The organism is Flavobacterium sp. GL_143 (genome assembly GCF_057834355.1).
Window position 1 is genome coordinate 133,444 of record NZ_CM174401.1, and the last position, 23,431, is coordinate 156,874.

General features: G+C 31.9%; 23 protein-coding genes and 1 tRNA gene. 11 read left to right on the forward strand and 13 right to left on the reverse strand.

All coding sequences use genetic code 11. The features are described from left to right. Positions 1-44: 44 nt before the first annotated feature. The 3 genes from AC3IPI_RS00565 to AC3IPI_RS00575 all read left to right on the forward strand — a co-directional run bounded on the left by AC3IPI_RS00565 (position 45) and on the right by AC3IPI_RS00575 (position 4,440). A complete protein-coding gene (locus AC3IPI_RS00565) occupies positions 45-458 on the forward strand; it encodes an RrF2 family transcriptional regulator (RefSeq protein WP_035619335.1) in 414 nt (137 codons plus the stop codon). Positions 459-705: 247 nt separating this feature from the next. Beyond that, entirely contained in the window at positions 706-3,255 is a 2,550-nt protein-coding gene (locus AC3IPI_RS00570; RefSeq protein ID WP_489156440.1) for a TonB-dependent receptor, read from the forward strand. A 447-nt stretch (positions 3,256-3,702) separates the two neighbouring features. After that, positions 3,703-4,440, forward strand: coding sequence for a DUF2490 domain-containing protein (locus tag AC3IPI_RS00575; protein WP_489156442.1), 738 nt, complete (start codon positions 3,703-3,705; stop codon positions 4,438-4,440). A 222-nt stretch (positions 4,441-4,662) separates the two neighbouring features. Here AC3IPI_RS00575 and AC3IPI_RS00580 read toward each other — a convergent pair whose 3' ends face one another. The 4 genes from AC3IPI_RS00580 to era form a co-directional block, all read right to left on the reverse strand. After that, complete coding sequence (locus tag AC3IPI_RS00580; RefSeq protein WP_489156444.1) at positions 4,663-7,410, reverse strand: outer membrane beta-barrel protein; 2,748 nt, start codon at positions 7,408-7,410, stop codon at positions 4,663-4,665. A 176-nt stretch (positions 7,411-7,586) separates the two neighbouring features. Then, the gene (gene der / locus AC3IPI_RS00585; RefSeq protein ID WP_039111450.1) at positions 7,587-8,897 is read right to left on the reverse strand and encodes a ribosome biogenesis GTPase Der; all 1,311 of its coding nucleotides are present in this window, start codon (positions 8,895-8,897) and stop codon (positions 7,587-7,589) included. A 377-nt stretch (positions 8,898-9,274) separates the two neighbouring features. Then, positions 9,275-9,796, reverse strand: a complete 522-nt coding sequence (locus AC3IPI_RS00590; protein ID WP_489156446.1) for a DinB family protein — start codon at positions 9,794-9,796, stop codon at positions 9,275-9,277. 66 nt (positions 9,797-9,862) lie between these two features. Beyond that, a complete protein-coding gene (gene era, locus AC3IPI_RS00595; protein WP_039111452.1) occupies positions 9,863-10,744 on the reverse strand; it encodes a GTPase Era in 882 nt (293 codons plus the stop codon). Between the two features lie 117 nt (positions 10,745-10,861). Here era and AC3IPI_RS00600 point away from each other — a divergent pair. Further along, a tRNA-Met gene (locus AC3IPI_RS00600) sits at positions 10,862-10,934 on the forward strand. A 218-nt stretch (positions 10,935-11,152) separates the two neighbouring features. Here the strand turns inward: AC3IPI_RS00600 and AC3IPI_RS00605 are convergent. From AC3IPI_RS00605 to AC3IPI_RS00620, 4 genes are all read right to left on the reverse strand, one after another. Next, the gene (locus AC3IPI_RS00605; protein ID WP_086894171.1) at positions 11,153-11,896 is read right to left on the reverse strand and encodes a restriction endonuclease; all 744 of its coding nucleotides are present in this window, start codon (positions 11,894-11,896) and stop codon (positions 11,153-11,155) included. A 138-nt stretch (positions 11,897-12,034) separates the two neighbouring features. Next, positions 12,035-12,844, reverse strand: a complete 810-nt coding sequence (locus tag AC3IPI_RS00610; RefSeq protein WP_086894172.1) for an ImmA/IrrE family metallo-endopeptidase — start codon at positions 12,842-12,844, stop codon at positions 12,035-12,037. After that, positions 12,831-13,235 (reverse strand): hypothetical protein, encoded by a 405-nt coding sequence (locus AC3IPI_RS00615; RefSeq protein WP_489156449.1) that lies wholly within the window; start codon positions 13,233-13,235, stop codon positions 12,831-12,833. Before AC3IPI_RS00615 ends, AC3IPI_RS00610 begins: the two co-directional genes overlap by 14 nt. Continuing rightward, positions 13,225-13,827 (reverse strand): hypothetical protein, encoded by a 603-nt coding sequence (locus AC3IPI_RS00620; protein WP_086896066.1) that lies wholly within the window; start codon positions 13,825-13,827, stop codon positions 13,225-13,227. The genes AC3IPI_RS00615 and AC3IPI_RS00620 overlap by 11 nt, the downstream gene beginning before the upstream one ends. Positions 13,828-13,934: 107 nt before the next feature. Here AC3IPI_RS00620 and AC3IPI_RS00625 point away from each other — a divergent pair, with 107 nt between their 5' ends. The 7 genes from AC3IPI_RS00625 to AC3IPI_RS00655 all read left to right on the forward strand — a co-directional run bounded on the left by AC3IPI_RS00625 (position 13,935) and on the right by AC3IPI_RS00655 (position 19,426). Then, a complete protein-coding gene (locus AC3IPI_RS00625; RefSeq protein ID WP_086896067.1) occupies positions 13,935-14,249 on the forward strand; it encodes a DUF3892 domain-containing protein in 315 nt (104 codons plus the stop codon). A gap of 8 nt (positions 14,250-14,257) precedes the next feature. Continuing rightward, complete coding sequence (locus AC3IPI_RS00630; RefSeq protein WP_086896068.1) at positions 14,258-15,238, forward strand: nucleotidyltransferase family protein; 981 nt, start codon at positions 14,258-14,260, stop codon at positions 15,236-15,238. Then, positions 15,239-16,903, forward strand: coding sequence for a ThiF family adenylyltransferase (locus AC3IPI_RS00635; protein WP_489156452.1), 1,665 nt, complete (start codon positions 15,239-15,241; stop codon positions 16,901-16,903). Continuing rightward, complete coding sequence (locus AC3IPI_RS00640; protein WP_086896070.1) at positions 16,900-17,364, forward strand: Mov34/MPN/PAD-1 family protein; 465 nt, start codon at positions 16,900-16,902, stop codon at positions 17,362-17,364. Before AC3IPI_RS00635 ends, AC3IPI_RS00640 begins: the two co-directional genes overlap by 4 nt. Beyond that, positions 17,357-18,187 carry a DUF6602 domain-containing protein gene (locus tag AC3IPI_RS00645; RefSeq protein ID WP_489156454.1) on the forward strand — a complete coding sequence of 277 codons (831 nt, stop codon included), beginning with the start codon at positions 17,357-17,359 and terminating at the stop codon, positions 18,185-18,187. Before AC3IPI_RS00640 ends, AC3IPI_RS00645 begins: the two co-directional genes overlap by 8 nt. A gap of 633 nt (positions 18,188-18,820) precedes the next feature. Beyond that, positions 18,821-19,258: a hypothetical protein gene (locus AC3IPI_RS00650; protein ID WP_489156456.1), complete on the forward strand. Its 438-nt coding sequence runs from the start codon at positions 18,821-18,823 to the stop codon at positions 19,256-19,258. 42 nt (positions 19,259-19,300) lie between these two features. Next, positions 19,301-19,426, forward strand: coding sequence for a hypothetical protein (locus AC3IPI_RS00655; RefSeq protein WP_489156458.1), 126 nt, complete (start codon positions 19,301-19,303; stop codon positions 19,424-19,426). A 144-nt stretch (positions 19,427-19,570) separates the two neighbouring features. Here the strand turns inward: AC3IPI_RS00655 and AC3IPI_RS00660 are convergent, their stop codons facing one another. From AC3IPI_RS00660 to AC3IPI_RS00680, 5 genes are all read right to left on the reverse strand, one after another. Beyond that, the gene (locus tag AC3IPI_RS00660; protein ID WP_489156460.1) at positions 19,571-20,347 is read right to left on the reverse strand and encodes a hypothetical protein; all 777 of its coding nucleotides are present in this window, start codon (positions 20,345-20,347) and stop codon (positions 19,571-19,573) included. Positions 20,348-20,380: 33 nt separating this feature from the next. Continuing rightward, entirely contained in the window at positions 20,381-20,824 is a 444-nt protein-coding gene (locus tag AC3IPI_RS00665; protein ID WP_489156462.1) for a 2-dehydro-3-deoxyphosphooctonate aldolase, read from the reverse strand. A gap of 162 nt (positions 20,825-20,986) precedes the next feature. Beyond that, the gene (locus AC3IPI_RS00670) at positions 20,987-21,457 is read right to left on the reverse strand and encodes a hypothetical protein (protein ID WP_489156464.1); all 471 of its coding nucleotides are present in this window, start codon (positions 21,455-21,457) and stop codon (positions 20,987-20,989) included. A 183-nt stretch (positions 21,458-21,640) separates the two neighbouring features. After that, the gene (locus AC3IPI_RS00675; RefSeq protein WP_489156466.1) at positions 21,641-22,087 is read right to left on the reverse strand and encodes a hypothetical protein; all 447 of its coding nucleotides are present in this window, start codon (positions 22,085-22,087) and stop codon (positions 21,641-21,643) included. 232 nt (positions 22,088-22,319) lie between these two features. Then, the gene (locus tag AC3IPI_RS00680; protein WP_489156468.1) at positions 22,320-23,333 is read right to left on the reverse strand and encodes a hypothetical protein; all 1,014 of its coding nucleotides are present in this window, start codon (positions 23,331-23,333) and stop codon (positions 22,320-22,322) included. Positions 23,334-23,431 lie beyond the last annotated feature (98 nt).

The window sequence follows — 23,431 nt, forward strand, 5'->3', positions numbered from 1 at the left end:
AGTTTAAAAACTTATAATATATTTGCAAATCATAATTTATAATAATGTTATCACATAAAGCCAAATATGCTCTTAAAGCATTACTTTATTTAGCGGAGCAAGACGAAAATCACATTTCTAAAACTATAGAAATTGCTGAGGGCGCCAATATTCCTAAAAAGTTTTTAGAACAAATTTTACTTGATCTAAAAAGAGGGCATTTTGTGAGTAGTAAACAAGGAAAATACGGTGGTTATTATCTTATAAAATCCAAAAACGATATTACATTAGCCGAAATTCATCGTCTTTTTGATGGAGCAATTGCGCTTTTGCCGTGTGCTTCTTTAAACTTTTACGAACCTTGTTCTGATTGCAAAACGGAGTCAGAATGCCACTTAAGACACGGTTTAATGCTTATTAGAGACAAAACTTTACAAGCAATGCAGGGGATTACAATAGCCTCATTAGTAGAAAAATAAAAAAATATATTTTAAAGTCTAGTAATTATGTAGAATTTATATATATTTGCCAAAAATAAACACAAACTAATTAAAACCAACCTTATGAAACCACTTAAAAGAATCCTTGTCAAAAAGACAAGTCGGCTGCAGAGTAGCATTTCAAAATTAATTGCAAAAAACAATACCAGTTCTATTTTATGTATGTGTATGTGCTAGTAAAAAAAATTTAATTTAAATTCTACTAATTACATATACTTAATATAAAATGAAACAATCTATAAAAAACACACTTACAATACTATTCTTTTTAACCTTCTCTATATCATTTGCACAAAACATAGAAGGCGTTATTACAAATAGCGAAAATATTCCATTAGAAGCCGCTAATGTTATCATAAAAGGAACAACCTCTAATACAACTACAGATCAAAGCGGAAAATTTAGCATTGACTCCAAAGGAAAACTCCCACTAACCCTCTTAGTTCAATATATTGGCTACAAAACTGCAGAGATAGAAATTACAGCTTTACCAATAACCACTCCATTACAAGTTACTCTTAACGAAGAAAATGCCCTTATAGAAGTAGTTGTTTCTTCGAGACGAAGAATAGAAAAAGTTCAAGATGTACCTATCGCCATATCAGTTATAACTGGTAAACAAGCAGAACAAACAGGAGCATTCAACGTAAACCGTATAAAAGAACTTGTTCCATCAGTACAACTATATTCATCAAACCCAAGAAATACAGGAATCAACATTCGTAGTTTAGGTTCTCCTTTTGGTCTTACAAATGACGGAATCGATCCTGGTGTTGGTTTTTATGTAGATGGTGTATACTATGCCCGTCCAGCAGCAACAACATTAGATTTTATCGATGTAGAACAAATTGAAGTGCTACGTGGACCACAAGGATCTTTGTTTGGTAAAAACACAACCTCAGGTGCATTTAACATTACTACTCGTAAGCCAAGTTTTACTTCGGGTGCAGACTTTGAAGTGAGCTACGGAAATTTTGCTTTCTTACAAGCCAAAGCTTCAGTTACTGGTGCTTTAGGAAAAAAAATAGCAGGTCGTTTATCTTTTTCAGGAACACAACGTGATGGTTTAGTTGACAATATCGTTACCGGAAGAGCTACAAACACACTAAACAATCAAGGAATTAGAGGACAATTACTTTATACTCCTTCAGAAAATACTAATATTATATTAGCCGCAGATATTACAACGCAGCGTCCTGATGGATATGCTCAAGTTGTAGCTGGTGTTGCTCCTACTCAAAGAGCAGGTTATCGCCAGTTTGATGCTATTATTAAAGATTTAAATTATCAATTACCAAGTTTAAATGCATTTGACCGCAAAATAGATCAAGATACTCCATGGCGTTCTGGACAAGATTTAGGAGGTATATCGCTTAATGTTGATACAAAAATTGGAGGCGGTACACTTACTTCGACTACTGCATGGAGATTCTGGAACTGGGATCCATCAAATGATAGAGATTTTACAGGATTACAAGTATTGGCAAAATCGCAAAACCCAACCAGACAAACACAAATAACACAAGAAGTTCGTTATGCAGGACAACTTTCATCTAAAATAAGTGGTGTTGTAGGTGTGTTTTTTATCGACCAAACATCTAAAACAAACGGTACCGAAGAATCTGGTAATGCACAATGGAGATTTTCACAAAGCACCACTAGCCCATTATGGAAAACTCCAGGTCTTTTTGAAGGATACGGAATAAAAACCGATGCAAGAATCAGATCATCTAGTGCTGCCGTATTTGGACAATTAGACTGGGCAGTAACAGAACGTTTACATATATTACCTGGTTTACGTTATAACTTTGATAAAAAAGAAGCCGATTACACTCGTACAACATACGGAGGTTTACAAACCACTGATCCAGCATTACTTGCTTTAAAAAAATCTGTTTATAGTGATCAAGCTTTTACATCAGATACTGACAACACAGACTTTTCTGGAAATATAACAGTTACTTACAAAGCTTCAGATAAAATTAATGCTTACGCTACTTATGCAAAAAGTTACAAACCAGTTGGGGTAAACGTAGCTGGTCTTCCAACAGATGCCAAAGGACAGCCATTACTTGATCTTGCGGTAATTAAACCAGAGAAAGTAAATCATTACGAAATAGGAATAAAAACATCTCCTTTTAAAAACTCCATATTCAACTTAGCATTCTTTAATACAGATATTAAAGATTTCCAAACAAATGTTCAAGCAGCTGAATTGGGCGTTAACCGTGGATATCTTGCTAATGCAGATAAAGTACGTGTAAGAGGTGTAGAACTAGATGCTAGCTTTGTATTTAGTCAACATTTTACTGTAAATGCAGCTGCAACTTATACAGATGGTAAGTATGTAAAATTTACAAACGCACCACTTCCATTAGAAGAAACAGGAGCTCCAGTAGCATTTAAAGATGTTTCGGGAACTGATTTACCAGGCGCATCAAAATGGGCTGGATCTTTAGGAGGCGAGCTTTCTGATAAAGCAAAATTCTTCGGAAATGCTGGTAAAGTTTTCGTAGCGATAGATTCTTATGCTCGTTCTGAATTCTCATCAAGCCCATCAGCTTCAAAATATTTAGTAGTTCAAGGCTATGCTATTTTTAATGCTCGTTTTGGTTTCCGTGCAGCCGAAGGTTTATCTGTTCACTTCTGGGGACGTAACCTTTTAAACAAAGATTACTATGAGCAATTATTGCCTGCAGGAGGAAACACGGGACAATATGCAGGAGTATTAGGAGATCAAAGAACTTATGGAGTTACTTTAAAGTATTCTTTATAGCAGAACTTCATTCAACATAAATTAAAAATCTATTAACTGGGATAAGTTTTAAAATAACTTGTCCCAGTTTTTTTATTCAAAATTGTCAAAAAAGGGAACGCAGATGACGCAGATTTACTAAAGTAAAGACGCGGATAAAAACAGATTTTCTATTTATACTTGCTCTCTTTTTCTATCATAAATAATACAGATAAAGCGATTAAAAAACTTTGCGAACTTTGCGTAAATCTTTGCAAACTTTGCGGTTAATTTTTCTTGCCACAGATTAAAAGAATTAAAAGGATTTCTCCAAAATTATAAATTTTAAAAAATCAGTTTTTATCTGCGTTTTCGCCTAGCGAATCCGTATAATCCGCGTACCTTATATTTACAAATCACAAAATCAAACCAAAAGCCGATTTATAATCAACATCAATTGTATATATTCGCAGCCTGAATAACAGCTGAATGAAATCTTGCAGATTACTTTTTTTTCTCGTACTAACAAGTCAATTATTGGCAGGGCAAACCAAAAAAAATATCGACCAGCAAACTCTTACCTGGATAAGATATTACAATATATTGCCGTTAAGCCAAAAGTGGTCCTTACATTCTGAAATTGATAATCGCAGTTTTCTCAATCCTATTCACGAAAACCTATGGGTTTTAAGAGTTCAGGGAAGATACCGAGCAAATAAACTTATTGATCTTGGTGGAGGTTTCGCTTATTTTAATGTCAATACCCAGAATACAGAAATTGATCCCGATTTTTCGATTCCAGAATACAGAGCACAACAAGATATTACACTTATAAACGACATTGCAAAAATCACTTTCCACAATCGTTTTCAGCTAGAAGAACGTTTTATTCACAAAGCCAATCAAGAAGAATTACTCGATGGTTACTCTTTTTCCTTTCGATTTCGGTACCGTTTACAATCTACATTTACCCTTTGGGAGAAAGAAAAACGCAGTTTAAAAGGAACTATCTCTGATGAAGTTTTATTCAATTTCGGAAAAGAAATCAAGAGAAATACTTTCGACCAAAATAGAATCTACCTCGCATTACGTTATCATTTTAATCCAAATGTTGGCTTAGAACTTGGCTACTTAAAAAACTTTCAGCGAAGAGCGAGCGGAGTCGATTTTTACGACAGAGATATTATCAGATTTACACTTTATCATAGAATTAACCGAAAAATGTGAGAGCGTGAAGACTTGAGAATGTGAGATGAAAAGATGCAAGACGAAAAGATTTGGCTAAAGCCCTTTTCCTCTTAATCATTAATATCTCCAGCTTTAGCTGGAGCCAATTCAAGCTTTAAGTTCTTCTAAATTTGTTTCTTTTGAACCTATAAAACCTTAGAACCTTTGTTGCTTTGAACCTTTGAATCTTTGTTGCTTTGAATCTTTGTTGCTTCCTCCCTTTTACCCTTTTCTCTTAGATCCTTTTTTATCAGATGCAAAATTTCCAATTTTATACGATAGTGAAAACATTACATATCGTTTTAAAACAGTATTTTCTTCATCACGAATAGATGTTGCCGAAATTGTTCTTGTGGCGCTTTGGTTTTGGTTTAAAAGATCGTAAACTTTTACTTTTACAAACATTTTCTTATCCAAGATTCCATAAGACAAACTTGTATTCCAAAGAAAGAAATCTTTCTTAAAATCACTCGAAATATTAGAATTGTAAGTGTATCCAAAATCATTACCAAAAACTAAATTTTCAGGCCAATAAGTTGTTGCCTGCAAATTAATTTTATGAATCACGTTAGAGGTCGCATCTCTAGAATAGTTCTCATACGTTGTTTCGTTATAAGAAAAACTATATGATGGAGCAATAGTAAGCAACTCGCCATAATCGTATGATAAATATACTTTTGGCGTAATTGCAGTAGATTTAGCATTGTACAAAACCGCATTTGTATATCCTTTATCAAAAGAATAACTACCATTTAATCCTAGACCATATCTTAAAACATGGGCGTCTTTTTTTATAGACTGGTTCCAGTTACCTCCTGCATTAATAGCATAAGTTCCCGAAATATTAGTGTAAGTAGTCGTTCTTTTTCCGCTATCATCATAAATTGAGGTCGAAACAACATCATTTTTATAATAATCTCCCCTTACAAACAAACTATAACCCGATCGTGTTCGGAAATCAAAATTCCTAAAATTAAAATTAGCACTATTTTTCTCAATAGGATTTAAATCTGGATTTCCTATTATAGTATTCAATGGATTACTCAGATTCAAGACAGGCAATAACTGAGTCGAAGTAGGAAGTGCATTAGAATAATCATACTTAAACGATATATTTTTAGACTTACTAAACTTGTATCTAATCTGGAAATCACCATAAGGCAAAGCATATTTTTTATTCAAATCAGTTTCTTTATTCAAGTACAAAGAGTGATTATCATAATCAATAATTGCTGTTCTAGAATTCACGTTTATGGTAAACTTATCTTTTTGCCAAGTAATACCAACTTTAGGGCTAACAGAATTTTGTTTGGAAGTTATATAATTCGTCAATGATAAATTTAAATCCGAATACGATTCTGTAGTTGGATCAAAGTTGAATGTTTTTTCATCATTTATAGTATTTGCCAAATCAAAATTTGACCCAAATCTTACTCTCAACGAATCAGTTATAGGCTCAGTATATTCCAGATCTAACGAGTAAGTATCACTAATGGTATTCTTCTTTGTATTTTGATTTCTCTGATCGTTAGGCTTACTGTCTTGATAAAAAATAGTTTCCGAAAGATTTAACGCGTCCGAATCATTACTTGTATTATTATTAATAAATACCAAACTTAGGTTACGATGCTTTCTCTCAAAATTTTTATTGAAGTTAATAACATTACTAAAGTTAGTATTGGTACTTTCTGAATAGGATTTCGAATTACTTTCGTTTAAAGATTCCCCGTTACCATCTTCAGAAAAACTAGATGAATCCGAATTGTTATTAGAACGAGACTGGCTAAGTTTTGGCGAAACAAAAATTTGAGTAGTTGGGTTAATTTTATACTCTAACTCAAGATTTACATTATTTCCTGTATTTTCATTTCTTGTGTTCGAGTCTGAACTGGTTATAATATTTCCTGTAGGCAAAAAACTAGTTTGATCAGACTTACTTGCGTTTTTGTTAACCGTATTAGAGAAATCATAACTCGCCGTAGCTTCCAAATCTTTAGACCACTCATCAGAGTAATTAAATCCTAACAAGTTCGATTGCGTGATTCCTTTACCACCACCAGAAGAGTTATTATTTAATCCTTTACTATTTCTTCCTCCTCCCATATTATCAAACACATCATCCATAGAGAATCCCGTAGAATTAATATTATTAGAAGAAGCTAAAACACTAATCTTTTGTTTATTATTAAAAAAGTTCATGATAAGGCTACTCTCATATCTATCGTCAGAGCCATAACCGCCAAGAATCTTCCCAAAGAAACCTTTATTTTTCTTTTCGTCTATAGTTAAGTTTATACTCGAATAATCCGAAGTCGATTCTTGTTTAGATAATTCTTCTTTTTTGGTTTTAAAATCAGAAACCTGAACTTTTTTTATAATATCAGCAGGCAAATTTTTCAAAGCAATCGCTCCATCTTTATCAAAAAAAGCTTTTCCATTTACCAAAAACTGAGTTACTTGTTTTCCGTTTACAGTCACCTTACCATCATTATCTACATCTACGCCTGGCAATTGCTTCAATAAAGCTTCTACATTCGAGTCTGGGCGCACTTTATACGAAGCTGCATTAAACTCTAGCGTATCTTTTTTCATTGTTATTGGTGCCGCTTCACTTTTTATAACCACATTATCTAAGGCATTTACATTCTCGAGTAAATACAACTTCCCATAATCCTTACTTGCAAGTAATCCTTTTTCCTCCTCATAATACGGCTGATATCCCATGTAATTTATCTTCATAAAAACAGGTTTATCGTATTTCTTGGTGTTTATGCTAAAAAAACCATTCTTATCCGTCGTTGCATATTCAATTATAGTCGAATCTTTAACTGTGGTAAAATAAACTGTAGCCAGTTCCAGAGGTAATTGCGTATTAATATCGATGACAGTTCCCTTTATAACAATGTCATTTTGAGCACTAGCTGTATAACCTAAAATAAAAAACAAAACGAAAGAGTATAATCTAAACATGAAAAGATTTTTTAATACTATAAGACCAAAAAAAAGGCCAAAGGTTTAACTATTTATCATCTATTTTCTTGGCTTTACAAACTAACCTTGCTAACAAAGATAATTCACCAAAATAAAACGCTGTAAACATACATTAATTGCATAAAAAAATCCCGATTTCTCGGGATTTCTGTTTATTATTTCTCTCTGATATAAATATCGATTGGCACTCCTGAGAAGTCCCAATTTTCTCTAATCTTATTTTCAAGATATCTTTTATATGGTTCCTTAACATATTGTGGCATGTTAGCAAAAAACACAAACTGAGGCGTAGGTGTTGGCAACTGCATACAATATTTAATTTTCACATATTTTCCTTTAGTCGCTGGTGGCGGGTAAGCTTCGATCACCTTCAACATAAATTCATTAAATTTAGATGTAGGTATTCTTTGTTGTCTATTTTCATAAACCTGAACCGTAGCTTCTAATGCTTTCAATAAACGTTGTTTCGTTAAAGCCGAAACGAACAAAATTGGCACATCCGTAAAAGGCATTAATTCTTTTTTGATCTTCTCTTCGTAATCACGAGTCGACATCGTATCTTTTTCAACCAAATCCCATTTGTTCACAAGGATTACAACCCCTTTACGGTTTTTCTCAGCCAACCAAAAAATACTTTGATCCTGACCTTCAAATCCACGAGTTGCATCGATAACCAAGATACAAATATCAGCATGCTCAATTGCACGAACTGAACGCATTACTGAGTAAAACTCTAAATCTTCCTTCACTTTAGCCTTACGACGGATTCCCGCAGTATCAACCAAGTTAAATTCAAAACCAAAACGGTCAAATTTAGTATCAATTGCATCACGAGTTGTTCCCGCAATATCCGTTACCATAAAACGTTCTTTACCAATAAGTGCATTGATAAAACTAGATTTTCCAGCATTCGGACGTCCTACAACAGCAAAACGTGGTAAAACCACTTCTTCCTGAACAGGTTCTGGTTTTACAGGAAAAGATTCGATTAAAGCATCTAATAAATCTCCTGTTCCACTTCCCGAAATACTAGCAAACGTATAATATTCACCTAAACCAAGATTATAAAACTCAATTGCATCTTTCTCACGCATTGCGTTATCTACCTTATTTACAGCAAGTAAAACCGGTTTTGTAACTTTACGCAACAAACGAGCAACAATGTCATCCATTGGTGTAATTCCTTCTTCTACATCTACCACAAAAATAATAACATCAGCCTCATCAATAGCCAATTCTACTTGTTTGCGGATTTCTCCTTCAAAAACGTCATCAGAACCACGAACGTATCCGCCGGTATCAATAACCGAAAATTCTTTTCCGTTCCACTCGCTTTTACCATAGTTTCTATCACGGGTAACCCCAGATACTGAATCTACAATAGCTTCTCTTCTTTGTATCAGCCTATTAAAAAGGGTTGATTTCCCTACATTAGGTCTTCCTACTATCGCAACAATGTTATTCATTTTTTTGAATTTTAGATCTTGAATTTCAAATTTTAGATTTTTAGTTACCCAAAAACCTAATCACTTGTAATCCAAAATGCTTTATTTTAATTTTTTGCAAAGGTAGTCTTTTTTAGTTTGCAGTTATCAGTTTTAAATATTCAGTAAAAAAACTGCTAAAACTGTGACTCTAAACCAAAAAACTGACTACTTTTTTCAGGAGCTCTTTCCTGCTATCCGCTTCAAACGAAGTTCACTGAACTCCGCTTTTAAATATACATAAAGTGAAGTAATCTTTTGTTCCGCTAAAGGAGCGTCACAAAAGGATTTTCACTACTATCAGGGCTAGACTTTCGATTAAACAATTAACCCGATTCAACGATTAACCTTTTTTACAATTAACCAATCAGTGGTAAATATTTTTCTTCAATAAAATCCAAATGATGAATTTGATGACCAATTATATTAAATCCCATTGCTAGTACAGACATTCTATGCTTCCAATTGATTCCTGTTTTCTGCAAATCTTCAGCATCAAAACTCTTAAACAATAACGCTGTCGCTCGTCTTACCGCAATTAACTCATCAATGATTTCAGTTATCGATTTAGAATTTGCTTTAGATTTTCTTGCCATTTCATCTTCATCAAAACTCATAACAAAATCCTTTTCATCCCTAGCAAATCTCAAAGTCCCAGAACATAATAATCTTTCGATATCAGTAATATGCTGGATAATTTCATTAACTGTCCATTTACCTTCCTGATACGTTTTTCCTTTTAATGCTATAAAAGTCGAAAGATCCAACAATTGTAATTGTTCTATACTTTTCTCAAAAGCTTCCTCTAGTCCTATATCCTCAACAAGATTAATATACCTGTCAAAGTATTCTGGCATAGGATTAATATCCGATTTTATCATCAACTTTAGATTATACGTTTAAAACGATTCCCGATTAAACAGTTAAACGATTAACCAAATCAACATTTATTGGTTATACCCAAAACGTTTTAGCATATTAGCATTACTTCTCCAGTTTTTATTCACTTTTACATATAGTTCAATATGAATTTGTTTTCCGAAGAACTTCTCTAAATCCGCACGAGCTTCCATTCCCACTTTTTTCAAAGCAGCACCTTTATGACCAATGATAATTCCTTTTTGAGTATCGCGTTCTACCATAATCAAAGAACGAATACGGATGATATTCTCATCTTCAAAAAATTCTTCGGTTACAATTTCTACTGCGTATGGGATTTCTTTACTATAATTCAATAAGATTTTCTCACGAATAGTTTCGTTTACAAAGAAACGTTCCGGCTTATCTGTCAATTGATCTTTTGGGTAATACGCTGGCGATTCAGGTAATAATTCGATGATTCTACCAAAAACCTCAGGCACATTAAAATTTTGTAAAGCCGAAATTGGGAAAATCTCAGCATTAGGAACTTTAGCGGTCCAGAATGCTACTTGCTCCTCTAATTGTTCCTGATTCGAATTATCGATTTTATTCAATAACAATAGAACTGGAATTTTGGCATGTATGATTTTATTAAAGAAAGCTTCGTCTTTTAGCTCCTGCTCCCCTATCTCTACCATATAAACTAGGATATCAGCATCTTCAAAAGCCGATTTTACAAAGTTCATCATCGATTCCTGCATTTCGTATGCTGGTTTGATAATTCCCGGAGTATCAGATAAGATCAACTGAAAATCTTCTCCATTTACGATTCCTAGGATTCTATGACGTGTAGTTTGTGCTTTAGATGTTATTATAGACAATCGTTCTCCAACGAAGGCATTCATTAGTGTTGATTTTCCAACGTTTGGATTTCCGATAATGTTTACGAAACCTGCTTTATGTGACATTTGTGTACTATTTATTCTGCAAAGGTAGTCATATCAAGTCAATACAGAAAATAAAACATTTTTTAAAGTTTTTGTTGAAATATCCAATAATTGGTTATACCTTTGCACCCGAAACAACGCGGGATAGAGCAGTAGGCAGCTCGTCGGGCTCATAACCCGAAGGTCACAGGTTCGAGTCCTGTTCCCGCTACTAAGACAAAAAGCTTCAGAGAAATCTGGAGCTTTTTTTTATTATACTAAAATTCGATTTAGATTGCGGATGCGAAGTCAGGAGACATTCGCACAGCACTCGCTACAAATTTATCTTTTGCAAGAACTCTTCGCAGAGCAGGGGACCGAGTTTTCTCTACCAAGTATGAATTTTCTTCATGAAATAACAACTTCTACTAAGACAATTTTAGTTTAATCTTATCGACGTAATTTTTCTTTAAATAATTTGTCAAATTCAATTAGTCCTTGGTTACAAACTTTTTCTAAATAAAGAAAATAACTTTCGTATGAATCGAAATTTATATTTAAATCTCTCATAGAGTATGGGAAAAGTTTATCAAACATTTCAATGTCAAATTCTTTTGTTTCTTCATTTTTGTAATCAATATTTCCCGTGGCAAAAACAGGGTTAAAGTATTTTTCCGTTAAGTAGTAGTATTTTTCAAGTTTATCTTGAGAAAGTTTAGAAAGTTGTTCTTTAAAAAGCACTATAAAACCTACACCAACATAATCATATAAAGGTTTTGTCGTCTTAGAAATGGCAATTAACTTTTTTCTGATCCATTCTGCCCTAAAAGTATTTTCAAATTCAGACCAATTAACTAATTGAACATTAGTATTTTTAATTGCTTCAAATGCCCCGCTCTGAAAGCCAATTTTTGAAATTATAAGCCCGTAATTAGCTCCATAGTCATTTATAACTGTACGAAAAGAGTGCACAACATGTTTCGGAACTTTTTTTTTCCAGAATTTACATTCACAGATAATTACGCTTCTAGACACTTGGTTACTTATTTCTGCATACACATCAACATTAATTTTTTCCCTCACCGTAATTATGTCTTTCTCTGTTTCGCATAGATAGCCACATACAGTTAAAATCTCGGCAACTTTGTTTTGTAAATCTTTCCATGTTTTTGGTTCATTTTCGTATATAGTCATTTATTTTATATGAGTTTTTCAAAGATTTATAAAAGTCATTTTTATGCATCATATCAATCTAGCTTCGAACATGTGTATTCAATAAACAATTTGTAATATTTAAATAATTGCACAAAAGATTAGAAGCAATGATATGCCTTATTCTTCCCAAACTACGCTTATTATAGTTTTAAGTTGCTTGTAAGGAATGCAATATTCAAAAAAATCACTATCCTCCTCTTCATCTTTTAACTCAAACCATGTCGATTTATAAATTGATTGCGCTTTATCTTTACCTGAATATAAAAAATCATATTTACCATCAATATATTCTTGGGCAACAGAGTCCTCGGGAGGAGATAATTTAGTAATTTCTTTAATCTTTATCCAATAACCATCTGACTTACTCCAATATTTAACTTGACCATTATTAATAAAAACAACAAATAAGGGATAGATATTTAATGATAATAATCTATAAATAATTGAGGTTAAACTGGTTTTGAATCTTTCTGATAATTCTTTTACTAAATCAGGAGAGAACTTTTTTTTAAATGCAGCTTTCCGGATTATATCTTCCGGCATTAAAAGCTCTGATGCAAAATCGTTAGCTTCCCATTCCTGAATTCCTTTTTTTGCTTGCTGCTCTGCATTATTAAACCAGTTTAGTGTATTAGATGTTTCATCGTGAATTTCTAAATCTAGTTTGTCATGTAGTAAAAAATGCCCGATTTCATGGGCGACAGTAAACCTTTTTCTCTCTTCAAACTGAATATTGGAGTTTACTTTTATTAATGTTTTGGAATTACCTCTGATAATTTTACCGTCCGAACTTGGCAATTTCTCTTCTATTAATGTTGCTCCAAGTCCAGCAACAAAAATATCCAAAGGAATATCAGTTATTTCATCGAAGCCAATTTCTTCTAATAGTGCTTTAGCTCTATTTGAACCTCTTCTATTTCTGATCATTTTCCAATTGTTCCAGTAGTTCTAATAAATTTTGATCTTTAATAATTTCTTTAATTTCATCAATTCCTAGATTATCTAAATTTCTATATTGTACATGAAATTGATTATTTGCAATTAAAGATTTTAAATAACTAATTGGTTTGTCAATATTTTTCTCGATTGCATTTTGTAGTAATGCAGAAGCTTTTTCTAATAAATCGGTATCTCTCTGTTTATTGATATAACCTTTTAAGAGAAATGAATGTTTACGAAAATTCTTAAGAGCATAATTTTCAATATCATTAATATCAAAGCCTTCCTCTTTAAGAATTTCATCATAGGTACTGGAATCTCCGTCAATAATTTTGGAGATAATTGCCTCGTCTATCTTTTTGATGAAGTTATTTTTCATAATTCAAAACTTTCAATTTTTCTTTTATAAATGGTAACTTGCGATCTAATCGCTTTTTAATATTTGTCAGTTCATCGATCCCGATGCCTAGTAACTCTGACAAGTCGTTTCGTTTCATACCATTAATTATATATGGTTCGAACAATAATAACTCATCATCTGTGGCTCCCATAGCTGTTAATTCATCATGGCATATAGATAATAATGATTGGTAATCGGAATCGTCAAAAGACATTTCGACATCATTATCCATAATTTCAAATGTTTCATTTGCTTTATCAAGTTCAGCATTTAATGTGTTTGAAATAACACTATCTAACGCACTTATTATTTGCTTTCGGAAATCAGGAAACTTATCAAGATACCAGTTCCGACCCCCTTCTCTTAAAAAGGCTTCGATCGTATCATTAATCATGTCTTCAATCATAATACCCCTAAACCCCTTTTGATAATTGTATTTGATTCCAAAAACAGTCTTAAGCCTTATGATAGCGTGTTTGAAAAGAATAGCATAAAACTCCGAAGTGTAAACCTCCTGAAGCGCTCTGCATTTCTCATCAAAAGTTGCAACCTCTCTATTATTTGACTTCATTTATATAGTAATGCTTAAATTTTTTAAAAATTTTCCATAGCGATGGCAATTTATGAAATTTATATAGCATTACAATGTATATGAGAGGTTTAACTTAAACAAAAAATATGAGCAAATCAGCAAATTATTTAATATCTGGCGTGTGGAAGGATTCAAATGATAATATTACACATGTAATGTTGCATCCGGTAAATGATGGAGATTCTTTCAACGCAGGGGTTAAAACCTCAGAAGCAGATACGATAGGATTATTAAAAAAAGGAAATGTTATTAAGACGGTAATATGGGGTTATCCTGGATGGAGTATTAAATCTAAGGTAACATATGTTCAGAGTGCTGGAAAAGAATATTTAAGAAGTGATGCAAATGCTACTACAAAAGATAATCTAGACAATTTAATATCAATGAAAACAATTAAATAATTATAAATATGGATAAGAGTTTACATTTAGATTCGGTAATTAAAACGCATCAAATTACAAAAGAGGAGGGGCTTTTAAATAAGCACAAAGACAAAAACAAGGAAGTTAAAGAGGCTTTACAGCAGAAGTATGAAAGCAATATTTACTCTCCTTTTAATTCTGGTTCCTATGCAAAAAATACTGCTATGAATACCAAATTTGATTTTGATATGGTATGCCCTTTTAAAAGAAATGCGTTTGGTTCTAATGGCACATTAAAGCAGATGTACGAAGATGTTTTTGATTTTTTATATGAGAAATACAAAGATGAGGCAAATGTCAGAAAGCAAAAAGTTTCTATTGGGATTGAGTTTTTTGCAGATGAAGACAGGGATGTTGTAAAAATTGATGTTGTACCAGGGCGTGAATTAAATCAAGATCAATACAAAGATGATGAAAGCCTTAACCTCTACGTTTACTACAAATATGGAAACTTTGACCAAGGCAGTGAAAGAATTAAAACTAATGTACAGGCCCAAATCAAAAATATTAAAGATAGAGCAACAAAAGAAAAAGATTCCATTAGAAAGATCATCCGTCTGCTTAAAGTCTGGAAGAATACCAAGTATAATAACCCTGCGAAATCCTTCTTTTTAGAATTGATTACAATTAAAGCTTTTGACAATAAAGATGTATCGGGGAATTTATGGAGTAAGCTAGAAACCGTATTGCAATATATCCGTGACGAAGTTACCGGCGAAAGTTTTACATTGAAAGATCCAGGAAATGGTTCTAATGATTTAATCGATACTTTAACGACATTAGAGAGACAAACCCTATCTGATGATATGAAGAATATGCTTGAAAGAATTGAGGATAACGATGAAAATATCAAAACGTATTTCCCTGAAAATTCAAAATTTCTTGAGGAAGAAGAAAGTGACAACAAATACGAAAATAAAGGAAACGGATTCTATTCTAATCCACCAAAAAATGAAAGATTCGGTTAAATGATGGACAAAAGACTAAATACAATCCAGCAAATTTTTTCCGAACTAAATGGTATTTCAATTGAGATACCATTTAGTTCGGATTTAGAATTTAACATAGTTGGAAAAATTAAAGTTCCAGTCGAATCAACAGACGATTATTTATTTTTCGATGTTAAGATTCATCCCGAATATCCGTCAAAAAGAATGGATAACGAATCTATTACTTTTTCCAATAGTTCTTATTTAGAGTATGGACATGTAATGGGAGATGGTTCCATTTGCATACATACGTCGCATCAGACCGATTTAAAGAAGAAAATTGAAATCGATATTAGTTCATTAAAAAGATGGATTTGGAAATATTATTTAAATAAAGATAATGATTTACATTATGAGCATTTAATTTTACAGCCTAAAGAATTTAAAGACAATCATTTTTCTTTTCTGTTTACAGAAGTAGACGATATCTTTAGTAAGAAGCAATTTGGTTTTTTCGAATATGCAAAAATAAATAATGGACTATTTCATAAAAAGATTATTCTAAATAACGTTATCCTTGAATTTAGAGATTCTTTAAGTAAAAAAATTGCAGAATGTAAATGGAGTAGTGCAATAAAGCAATTATCTAATAAAAATATTGGAATATATTTATATTTAGAGAAACCTCCATCAATAATGGGGAAGTTTTCAATAAATAATTGGGAAGATTTAGAAGGCTTGGTTGATCAAAATCTTCACAGTTTTCTTTATAATGTCCAGAAAAACAACTCAAAACTGAAGGGACAACCTATTCCTTTTTTAATCGGTTATAGAATATCTGAAAAAGAGATACACTGGCAAGTAGCTATTTTAGAAATTGGGAAATTTCCAATTGAGTCTTATAAAGAAGACAAAGTATGGAAAGGTGGATTTATTCATGAAGATATTATATGGGGTATCACTAAAAATTGTTCTTATGATTATTTCTTTGGCAGAGGTAGATTAACCGAAAATATTACTAAAAGCAAAATACTTATCATTGGGATAGGCGCAATAGGTAGTATGGTTGCGACAACGTTGACAAGATGCGGCTGTACCAGTATTGATGTAGTTGACTATGATATTAAAGAACCAGAAAATGTATGTCGGTCTGAATATTCTTTTTTAACAGGGATTTGTAATAAAGTAGATGATTTATCCAATGAATTATTCTCAATATCTCCTTTTGTTGAAGTTGGAATAATTAATCCAGTTATGTTTCATATTGACGCAAAAATAGCACAAGGATTGAACAGTACTAATACTAAATTGCAAGAAAAACTACTTCATTATGATATGATTATAGATTGTTCAACAGATAACGATTTGTTGTATATTTTGAGTAATCTTAAACTGAACAAGTACATAACACTATCAATAACTAATAATGCCAAAGACCTTGTTTGTTCAGTTGAATCAAATAGTTATAATTGGGTAATGAATCAATATGAAAATGTTTTGGAAAATGAGATGGAAGATTTACATAATCCAACTGGATGTTGGAGTCCAACATTCAAGGCTTCATATAATGATATCAGTACATTGGTTCAATTTGCCATTAAGCATATTAACATGAAATTGAGTGATGATAGTAAAAGTTTGAGAAACTTTGTTTTAAGTACGAATGAGAATAATATATTTTCAATAAAATTAGATGAGTTTTGACATATAAAATAACTGAATTAGGTTTAACAATGGAGATAGATGATAATTTATTATCTACTATTATTGATATTGGAGTTCAACATTACCCGAATGAGTTTGGAGGCTTCTTAATTGGTAATTATTCACAGACGCAAACCCATTTAAAAATAACAGATACAATTCTCCCAAATAAATATAAAGGGACACCTTACTTGTTCGAGAGAGATACAATAGGAATAGATGATAAATTAAAGCAATTTTACGATGAGGAACCTAAGAAATATTACCTTGGAGAGTGGCATACCCATCCAAACAATTTACCAATACCAAGTAGTACTGATATCAATGCCATTAATTCAATTGCAAATCATCCTGAAGTATCAATTAAAAACCCCTTAATACTGATCATAGGTTACGACAAGACCAAGATTGAACTTGGTTTCTATGTTCAATTTAAAAATAAAATATATAGATATGAGTAATAAAATTAAATTAGGAGATTTATTTAGTGGATTGCAGAACCAAATGGTTGCTCAATTAAACACAAACAGAGAATTTATTTTACATCCGGGTTCAAAAGGAGATTCTTTAGAAAATGTTTGGATAGAATGGCTGAGAAAATATTTACCTAATAGATATTGTGTTGACAAAGCAATAGTGGTTGATAGCACTGGAAGTTTAAGTCATCAATTAGACTTAGTGATTTATGATCAACAATATACACCTTTTGTTTTTACCCAGAATGGGATTCATTACATTCCTGCGGAGGGTGTATACGCTGTGTTTGAAGTAAAGCCTGACTTACAAGGTAAAGTCGGAGAAGATAATTTTTTCGAATATGCGGGTAAAAAAATTGAAAGTGTTAGAAGTTTAAAAAGGACTTCTGTCAAAATTATTAATGCTGGAGTTGAAGTACCAGCCCGCCCATTAACGAAAATAGTAGGAGGAATATTAACAAGTACAAATTCATTTACTCATTCAAATAACAATACAATTGAAGGCCATCTGAAAAATCTAAAAAATTTACAGACAATAGAAATGGGTTGTGCAGTAGATTATGGTAGTTTTTACGTTAATTATGATGGTGTAGAAGACATAAGTAGTAAAGATTTTGACAAAAGGATTAATGATTATTATTTAAGCAGGAAATTTGAAAGCATTACTTTTAGTGACAAAGAAAACTCATTAGTTACATTTTTTCTTCAACTCACAAGATACTTGCAACAATCTATCGGAACAGTTGCAGCAATTGATTTAAATACTTATGCTAAAACTATTGGATTTGAAATTGATCAGAAAATTTAATACAAATTATAGATAAAGCAAAAAAATGCTCAAACCAGAGTCTTAACCTGCAGGATCAGAAATATGGAGTCAGATCGTTTTCAGGAAATTAGAAGAAAGACTGAAGAAACAACAAATCAAAAGTTTCCTCCAACAACTGAAATTGAATAACAAAAATTCCTTATACAAATATGTCTAACTGCATTAAATTTGCCATATGATGATAACTCTACGATACATTTCTATTGATAGGAATGTTTAAGAACTTTTCTAAATCCTCTACAAAAAAGTTCGACATTAGTTCGGGCGTGGCTACTAAGAAAAAAAACTTCAGAGAAATCTGGAGCTTTTTTTTATTACAAAATCTAAGCTATCAGGCCCATATCCGCCGCGGCGGACAAAGGTTCGAGCCCTGTTCCCGCTACTAAGAAAAAGCTTCAGAGAAATTTGGAGCTTTTTTGTTTTTTTATTCCTTCCCAACCTTTTTCAATTTTATAACATCTATAATATTATCAAAGAAAATCTGAGGTTTCAATTGTATTTTTTATTTTTAGTTTGGCGATCAATTTCTTTAGTGCTTCATCTTAGATAAAATTTCTAATCTTTTTAAAACAAAAAAACTTAGATTTAACAGCATTAATTACAAAAAAACATATGAAAAAAGTTATTTGCCTTTTGCTTTGCCATTTGACGCTTCTGTCTTTTGGACAAGAAGCAGCACCAAAAAATAAATTAATCAGAGGGTTTGTTTTTGATAACTCCGAATATGCAAGCATTCCTTTACCAGCTGTTGAAGTTCCTATTGAAATAATAGGAACGGATAGAAAGACAAAAACAGACGATGATGGCAAATTTGAAATTGAAGCAAAAGAAACTGACGTATTAATTATTCAAGGAGACTTTATTAAAACCCGAAAGATTTTAATTACAGATAAAAACTGCTATGAAATTAATCTCGGTACAGTGACCGGTACTTACTCAATTTCTTTTCAAAGTAAAAAAGCCGCTAGACAAAGTAATAGGTTCTATCGTAAATTAGTGAAAAAATTGTTGGAAAAGATTAAAAGCGGGTTTTATGATTGTGTTGCTTAAAGATACATAATAAACATTCCTTCCCAAAAATAAATGTACCTCATGAAAACAATAATTTTTATATTATTAAGTGTTTTTTCAATAGTAAATGGTCAAAATAAAAAGACTAATAGCGCAGTAAGAGATTTTTCTTTAAAAATTCCCGAAGGTTATACCAAGCGTAAATAAGTAGAGACAATTGACATTTGCACAACTTTTCATAAGCTAGACTACTAAAAATCACGTACTTTTCTTCTTGATTTAGATTTCGAGTGCGAAGTCAGGAGACATTCGCCATAGCTCCTCATAAGAACACTTCGAAGATCACTTTTTTTATTCTTCCAAGTATTCACAGTATTTTAAAAACAGATAATTATTACTTTTAATTATTTCAAAGAATTTATCGAATGCTGTTTCGTTAGTGTTGTATAATTTTGATAAATCTGAAATTAATTCTTTTGCTTTATCTTCTTCCAATTTTTCATTTCTAAAAAAGCCTAAAAGTGAAGCACCTATTCCAAAAAGTTCAAAATTGTATTTTTCAAATAAGTGTTTTGCTAAAGCGCAATTTTCAAAAGGATTTAGGTCGCTTTCAAAATAACCATTCGGGAAACCGCAAATTCCTTCATATGGCTTTTCTACAGGAACGATTTTAAGAATTACCTGTTCGTCTAAGTAATCAAGTGGCGTTCGATTAACTTTCTCTAAAATTAAAATTTCAGCTTCGTCAATTGTTAATTTTCTTTCACAAACAGATGTGAAGTCAATGTCTTTTGCTTGTTTCAATAAGTTCTCCTTTCTAATAAAAAACTCAGATGGTGTTGAAAGATAGCCCAAATGTTCGCCATCTTCAAAACACGATTTATCAAGCCCTGATAAGTCATATCCTTCTGTTTCGTCAAGGTCATTTGAATTTATCGAATGTCCACTTGTATATTCAGCTTGCCCTAAATCATCAAGTGTCAAAATTATTGTCTTATCAGAATTATTTTGTTTATAAGTCTTATAAATTTCAATTAGTTCATCGAAAGATTTTAGATTTTCGATTACAAAACTGTCAAATAAATTTTCCTCACTTGACTGATTCGATGTTAATGGTTGTATTTGCATAGTGTTTGTTTAAAATAGCAGGTAACCTTTTGGTTAATTTTTTGAAGTCAAACCTACAGGAATCATTAAACTGTCTTTATCGTACATATTTATGTAAATTCGTAGAGTATCATCCGTCATATTTTCCCAATATACTTTATAAGTATCAAGTGAACCTTTCATTCCTTTTTCTACATTAGGAGTTTCAAAAAGACAACAACTTCCTTCTCTATAAAATCTAACTGTTTCTCCATTTGGACCTTTTAACGCACTTAAAAATCTTCGTTCATTTTTTGGCCCCATACTTTCAGAACGACCTCCTACCTTAATTGGATTTGATTCAGTAAAGCCATAACTCTTATCAGAACTTTGATCAAGCAAGTGAAAGTAATCCAGTTCAACCTGTCCTTCTTTTTTTAAAAGCGCTTCTTCCAGTTGCTTTTGTTTATCATTACAAGACAGAAAGAATAATAAAATTAAGGGAAAAAATGTTTTCATAGAGAATCTTTTTTTTACAATGTTAGCTAACGTTCCTGTGCTACAGCGGGTTTGGGATTAAATTAAGCACTATTTTTCGGATTTGCCAAATCATCCCAAATACAAAACCAAGTTTCCATTAAGCCAATTGCCCAAATCCGTTGTAGTAGCTGTTTTGGGCAGTTAATTGTTCTCAGTATCGATTTTTAGTTTTATTTGCTCGACAGGATATTTATAGTTTCCTTTTAGTTTTTCGTTTAGTTTTGTAATTTTATTTTCTAACTCAATATAAAAACTCATTGGTTGACTTCCCTTTGGAATAGCATTGACAACATGTATATTACCGAGTAAATATTCCTCATTTTCAATATCGTATATTTCCATAAAGATTTTACAATACAAAAAACAACCGTTCAAATTTGGATTCCTTATTTCAAGAAATGGATCGGCTAAATCTATAAGAATTTCTTCTTTCCAATTCCAAATTTCAGATGCTAATCTTTCGCAATCTTTTTTAGATAAATTATTTATGTAAGAAACTATTATTGGATTATGTCCGTAATACCAAGAATCACCTTCAGTGTCTGATGCATTACCTTCAATATACAAATACAGAGCCTTTATTTTATCCTCTATTTTGGGTATTTCATCCATGTTTTCATTGCTTTACCATTATTGTCTAATTGCCCATAACGTTCTCGCGCTACACGCAGGCTGGGATTAAGAAGACCTAAAACTTTCGGTTAAAAAATAATTTTTCAAATACAAAACTACCTTCAAATTAAGCCAAATGCCCAGCTTGCTTGTAGCGTGTGTTGGCGGTAGTATTCTTATTTGCTAATTCCAATTTTTTACGTCTAAACCAATCCCTTTATCTTTTTCTAGTTTTACTTTAAATGCAGGGTTATAAACATTCGTAAGTAAAATGGTTCTTTTGTTGTTAGTTTGACTTATTGCTTCAATTTTCCAGAGTTTCTCATAGTTTTTTCCTTTATCTAAACAATCTTGAGAGTTACAAAGACATGTATAAATAATATCATCTTTTATATAATATTTTTGAACTGCTACCAAGCCTAAAGTAGAAAAAGGGTTTTTCAAATCATGACCTATTAAAATAGTAATTTCATCTCGCGAAAATACCCATATCCCAATTTGAGATACGAGTCCAGTTTCTGTTGCTTCGTAAGTTCCTTCTATTACATTGCTTTTCTCTTTAGAAGAATTGCTATTGCATGAAGTGAATATAGAGATAATGATTAGAATAAGTAGTATTTTTAATTTCATGTCAAAATATTTTAAATTTAAAAGAATCTATTTTAAGCTGAATGGTAGATTGAATCCGTTTTTTGGCAATATTACCGCCAACGTTCTGGTAGTAGGCGATGGTCGGGCTAAGTAAAACTATTATTTCTGATAATCACTATTTTTCCAAGTACAAAACCAACTTCAAATTAAGCCCAATCCCCGACTATTGCTTACTAGCTGTTAGTGGCTGGCTTATTATTCTGTTTCGTATTTAATAATAGCTTTCAAGTGCTTTCGGTGTTACAGTTGCACTTAATTCTGAATTTAAAATTATATTTTCAATTTCTTTTATGTCTTCATCAGAACAATTGTATCCTGGCTGAACGGTTAATAGCTCAAAGTCAGCGTAATTATTCAAGAAATCAACTTCAATATATTCAATAGCTTTTTCTTCGTTAACGGTCACAGATTGAATATTAGAAGCGTCGTAATCGTCTGCTGTTGTTTTAATTATAAACCTAAATTCATCTTCGTTTTGAAACATACCTTTGATATAATATGCACCTATTTTAGATGAATAAGTAAAATTAAAAGGTAACCCATATTTTGCTTTTATTCCTGTGAAAAGTTCTTTCAACATTGGAAGTGAATTATCAACTTTAGGTGTTGAATAAAATATTTCTCTAAAATCAAGTGTCTTTGGTGTAATTTTAAATTCTAATCTAACTCCATCTCCATCTTTGCCGAAATCACGCCATAAATTGTTGTCGCCAAAATTATAGCCGGAACCTGTCAGCGACAAGAAATATATTTTTGACATGATTGCTTTTTCACTATGGTCAACACCTAATGTAAAACCTCCTTTTTTGTAACCATCCATTCCATGCTCTTCGTAAAAGGTTGAAAATTCTCCGTCGTTAAATCTCTTATTAAGGTTTGATAATCTAATTTTTTTATTCTCAAGAATACTTTTGAATGCTTCAAAAGAAGTATAATGATAGTATGATTCTCGTATTGGTTTTGGGAAATATTTGTCAAAGATTATTTGAGAAAGTTTTTTGTCGTCAACCTTAACTATATTCCCAATAAATTCTGCATTAAAACGAATGTGTTTATTTGTAATTCTATCATCAATTTGATATTTAGCAAAAATTGAATTTACAAAATCAACAAGCTCTTGAAGTTCAGTTTTATTTCTTTTATCAGCTATCAATTTCTTTTTGTCGTATTCTTTCATACGATTAAAACTATCTTCTATACTTTTCATTAGTTTTTTTTCTTCCATTTTTGTGTCGATAAAATGTTTCTTTTTTGCAGATTCGCGGAAAGCTTGCCACTAACGTTCTCGCGCTACACGTAGGCTGGGATTAAGAAAACCTAAAC

Excerpts from the sequence above, each read along its gene's own strand:
- era (WP_039111452.1), bottom strand. The coding sequence starts at position 10,744 with ATGTCACATAAAGCAGGTTTCGTAAACATTATCGGAAATCCAAACGTT.
- AC3IPI_RS00635 (WP_489156452.1), top strand. The coding sequence starts at position 15,239 with ATGATGGACAAAAGACTAAATACAATCCAGCAAATTTTTTCCGAACTA.
- AC3IPI_RS00590 (WP_489156446.1), bottom strand. The coding sequence starts at position 9,796 with ATGATAAAATCGGATATTAATCCTATGCCAGAATACTTTGACAGGTAT.
- AC3IPI_RS00610 (WP_086894172.1), bottom strand. The coding sequence starts at position 12,844 with ATGATCAGAAATAGAAGAGGTTCAAATAGAGCTAAAGCACTATTAGAA.
- AC3IPI_RS00625 (WP_086896067.1), top strand. The coding sequence starts at position 13,935 with ATGAGCAAATCAGCAAATTATTTAATATCTGGCGTGTGGAAGGATTCA.
- AC3IPI_RS00565 (WP_035619335.1), top strand. The coding sequence starts at position 45 with ATGTTATCACATAAAGCCAAATATGCTCTTAAAGCATTACTTTATTTA.
- AC3IPI_RS00575 (WP_489156442.1), top strand. The coding sequence starts at position 3,703 with ATGAAATCTTGCAGATTACTTTTTTTTCTCGTACTAACAAGTCAATTA.
- AC3IPI_RS00680 (WP_489156468.1), bottom strand. The coding sequence starts at position 23,333 with ATGGAAGAAAAAAAACTAATGAAAAGTATAGAAGATAGTTTTAATCGT.
- AC3IPI_RS00660 (WP_489156460.1), bottom strand. The coding sequence starts at position 20,347 with ATGCAAATACAACCATTAACATCGAATCAGTCAAGTGAGGAAAATTTA.
- AC3IPI_RS00670 (WP_489156464.1), bottom strand. The coding sequence starts at position 21,457 with ATGGATGAAATACCCAAAATAGAGGATAAAATAAAGGCTCTGTATTTG.
- AC3IPI_RS00570 (WP_489156440.1), top strand. The coding sequence starts at position 706 with ATGAAACAATCTATAAAAAACACACTTACAATACTATTCTTTTTAACC.
- AC3IPI_RS00675 (WP_489156466.1), bottom strand. The coding sequence starts at position 22,087 with ATGAAATTAAAAATACTACTTATTCTAATCATTATCTCTATATTCACT.
- AC3IPI_RS00645 (WP_489156454.1), top strand. The coding sequence starts at position 17,357 with ATGAGTAATAAAATTAAATTAGGAGATTTATTTAGTGGATTGCAGAAC.
- der (WP_039111450.1), bottom strand. The coding sequence starts at position 8,897 with ATGAATAACATTGTTGCGATAGTAGGAAGACCTAATGTAGGGAAATCA.
- AC3IPI_RS00580 (WP_489156444.1), bottom strand. The coding sequence starts at position 7,410 with ATGTTTAGATTATACTCTTTCGTTTTGTTTTTTATTTTAGGTTATACA.
- AC3IPI_RS00630 (WP_086896068.1), top strand. The coding sequence starts at position 14,258 with ATGGATAAGAGTTTACATTTAGATTCGGTAATTAAAACGCATCAAATT.
- AC3IPI_RS00650 (WP_489156456.1), top strand. The coding sequence starts at position 18,821 with ATGAAAAAAGTTATTTGCCTTTTGCTTTGCCATTTGACGCTTCTGTCT.
- AC3IPI_RS00605 (WP_086894171.1), bottom strand. The coding sequence starts at position 11,896 with ATGACTATATACGAAAATGAACCAAAAACATGGAAAGATTTACAAAAC.
- AC3IPI_RS00615 (WP_489156449.1), bottom strand. The coding sequence starts at position 13,235 with ATGAAAAATAACTTCATCAAAAAGATAGACGAGGCAATTATCTCCAAA.
- AC3IPI_RS00655 (WP_489156458.1), top strand. The coding sequence starts at position 19,301 with ATGAAAACAATAATTTTTATATTATTAAGTGTTTTTTCAATAGTAAAT.
- AC3IPI_RS00665 (WP_489156462.1), bottom strand. The coding sequence starts at position 20,824 with ATGAAAACATTTTTTCCCTTAATTTTATTATTCTTTCTGTCTTGTAAT.
- AC3IPI_RS00620 (WP_086896066.1), bottom strand. The coding sequence starts at position 13,827 with ATGAAGTCAAATAATAGAGAGGTTGCAACTTTTGATGAGAAATGCAGA.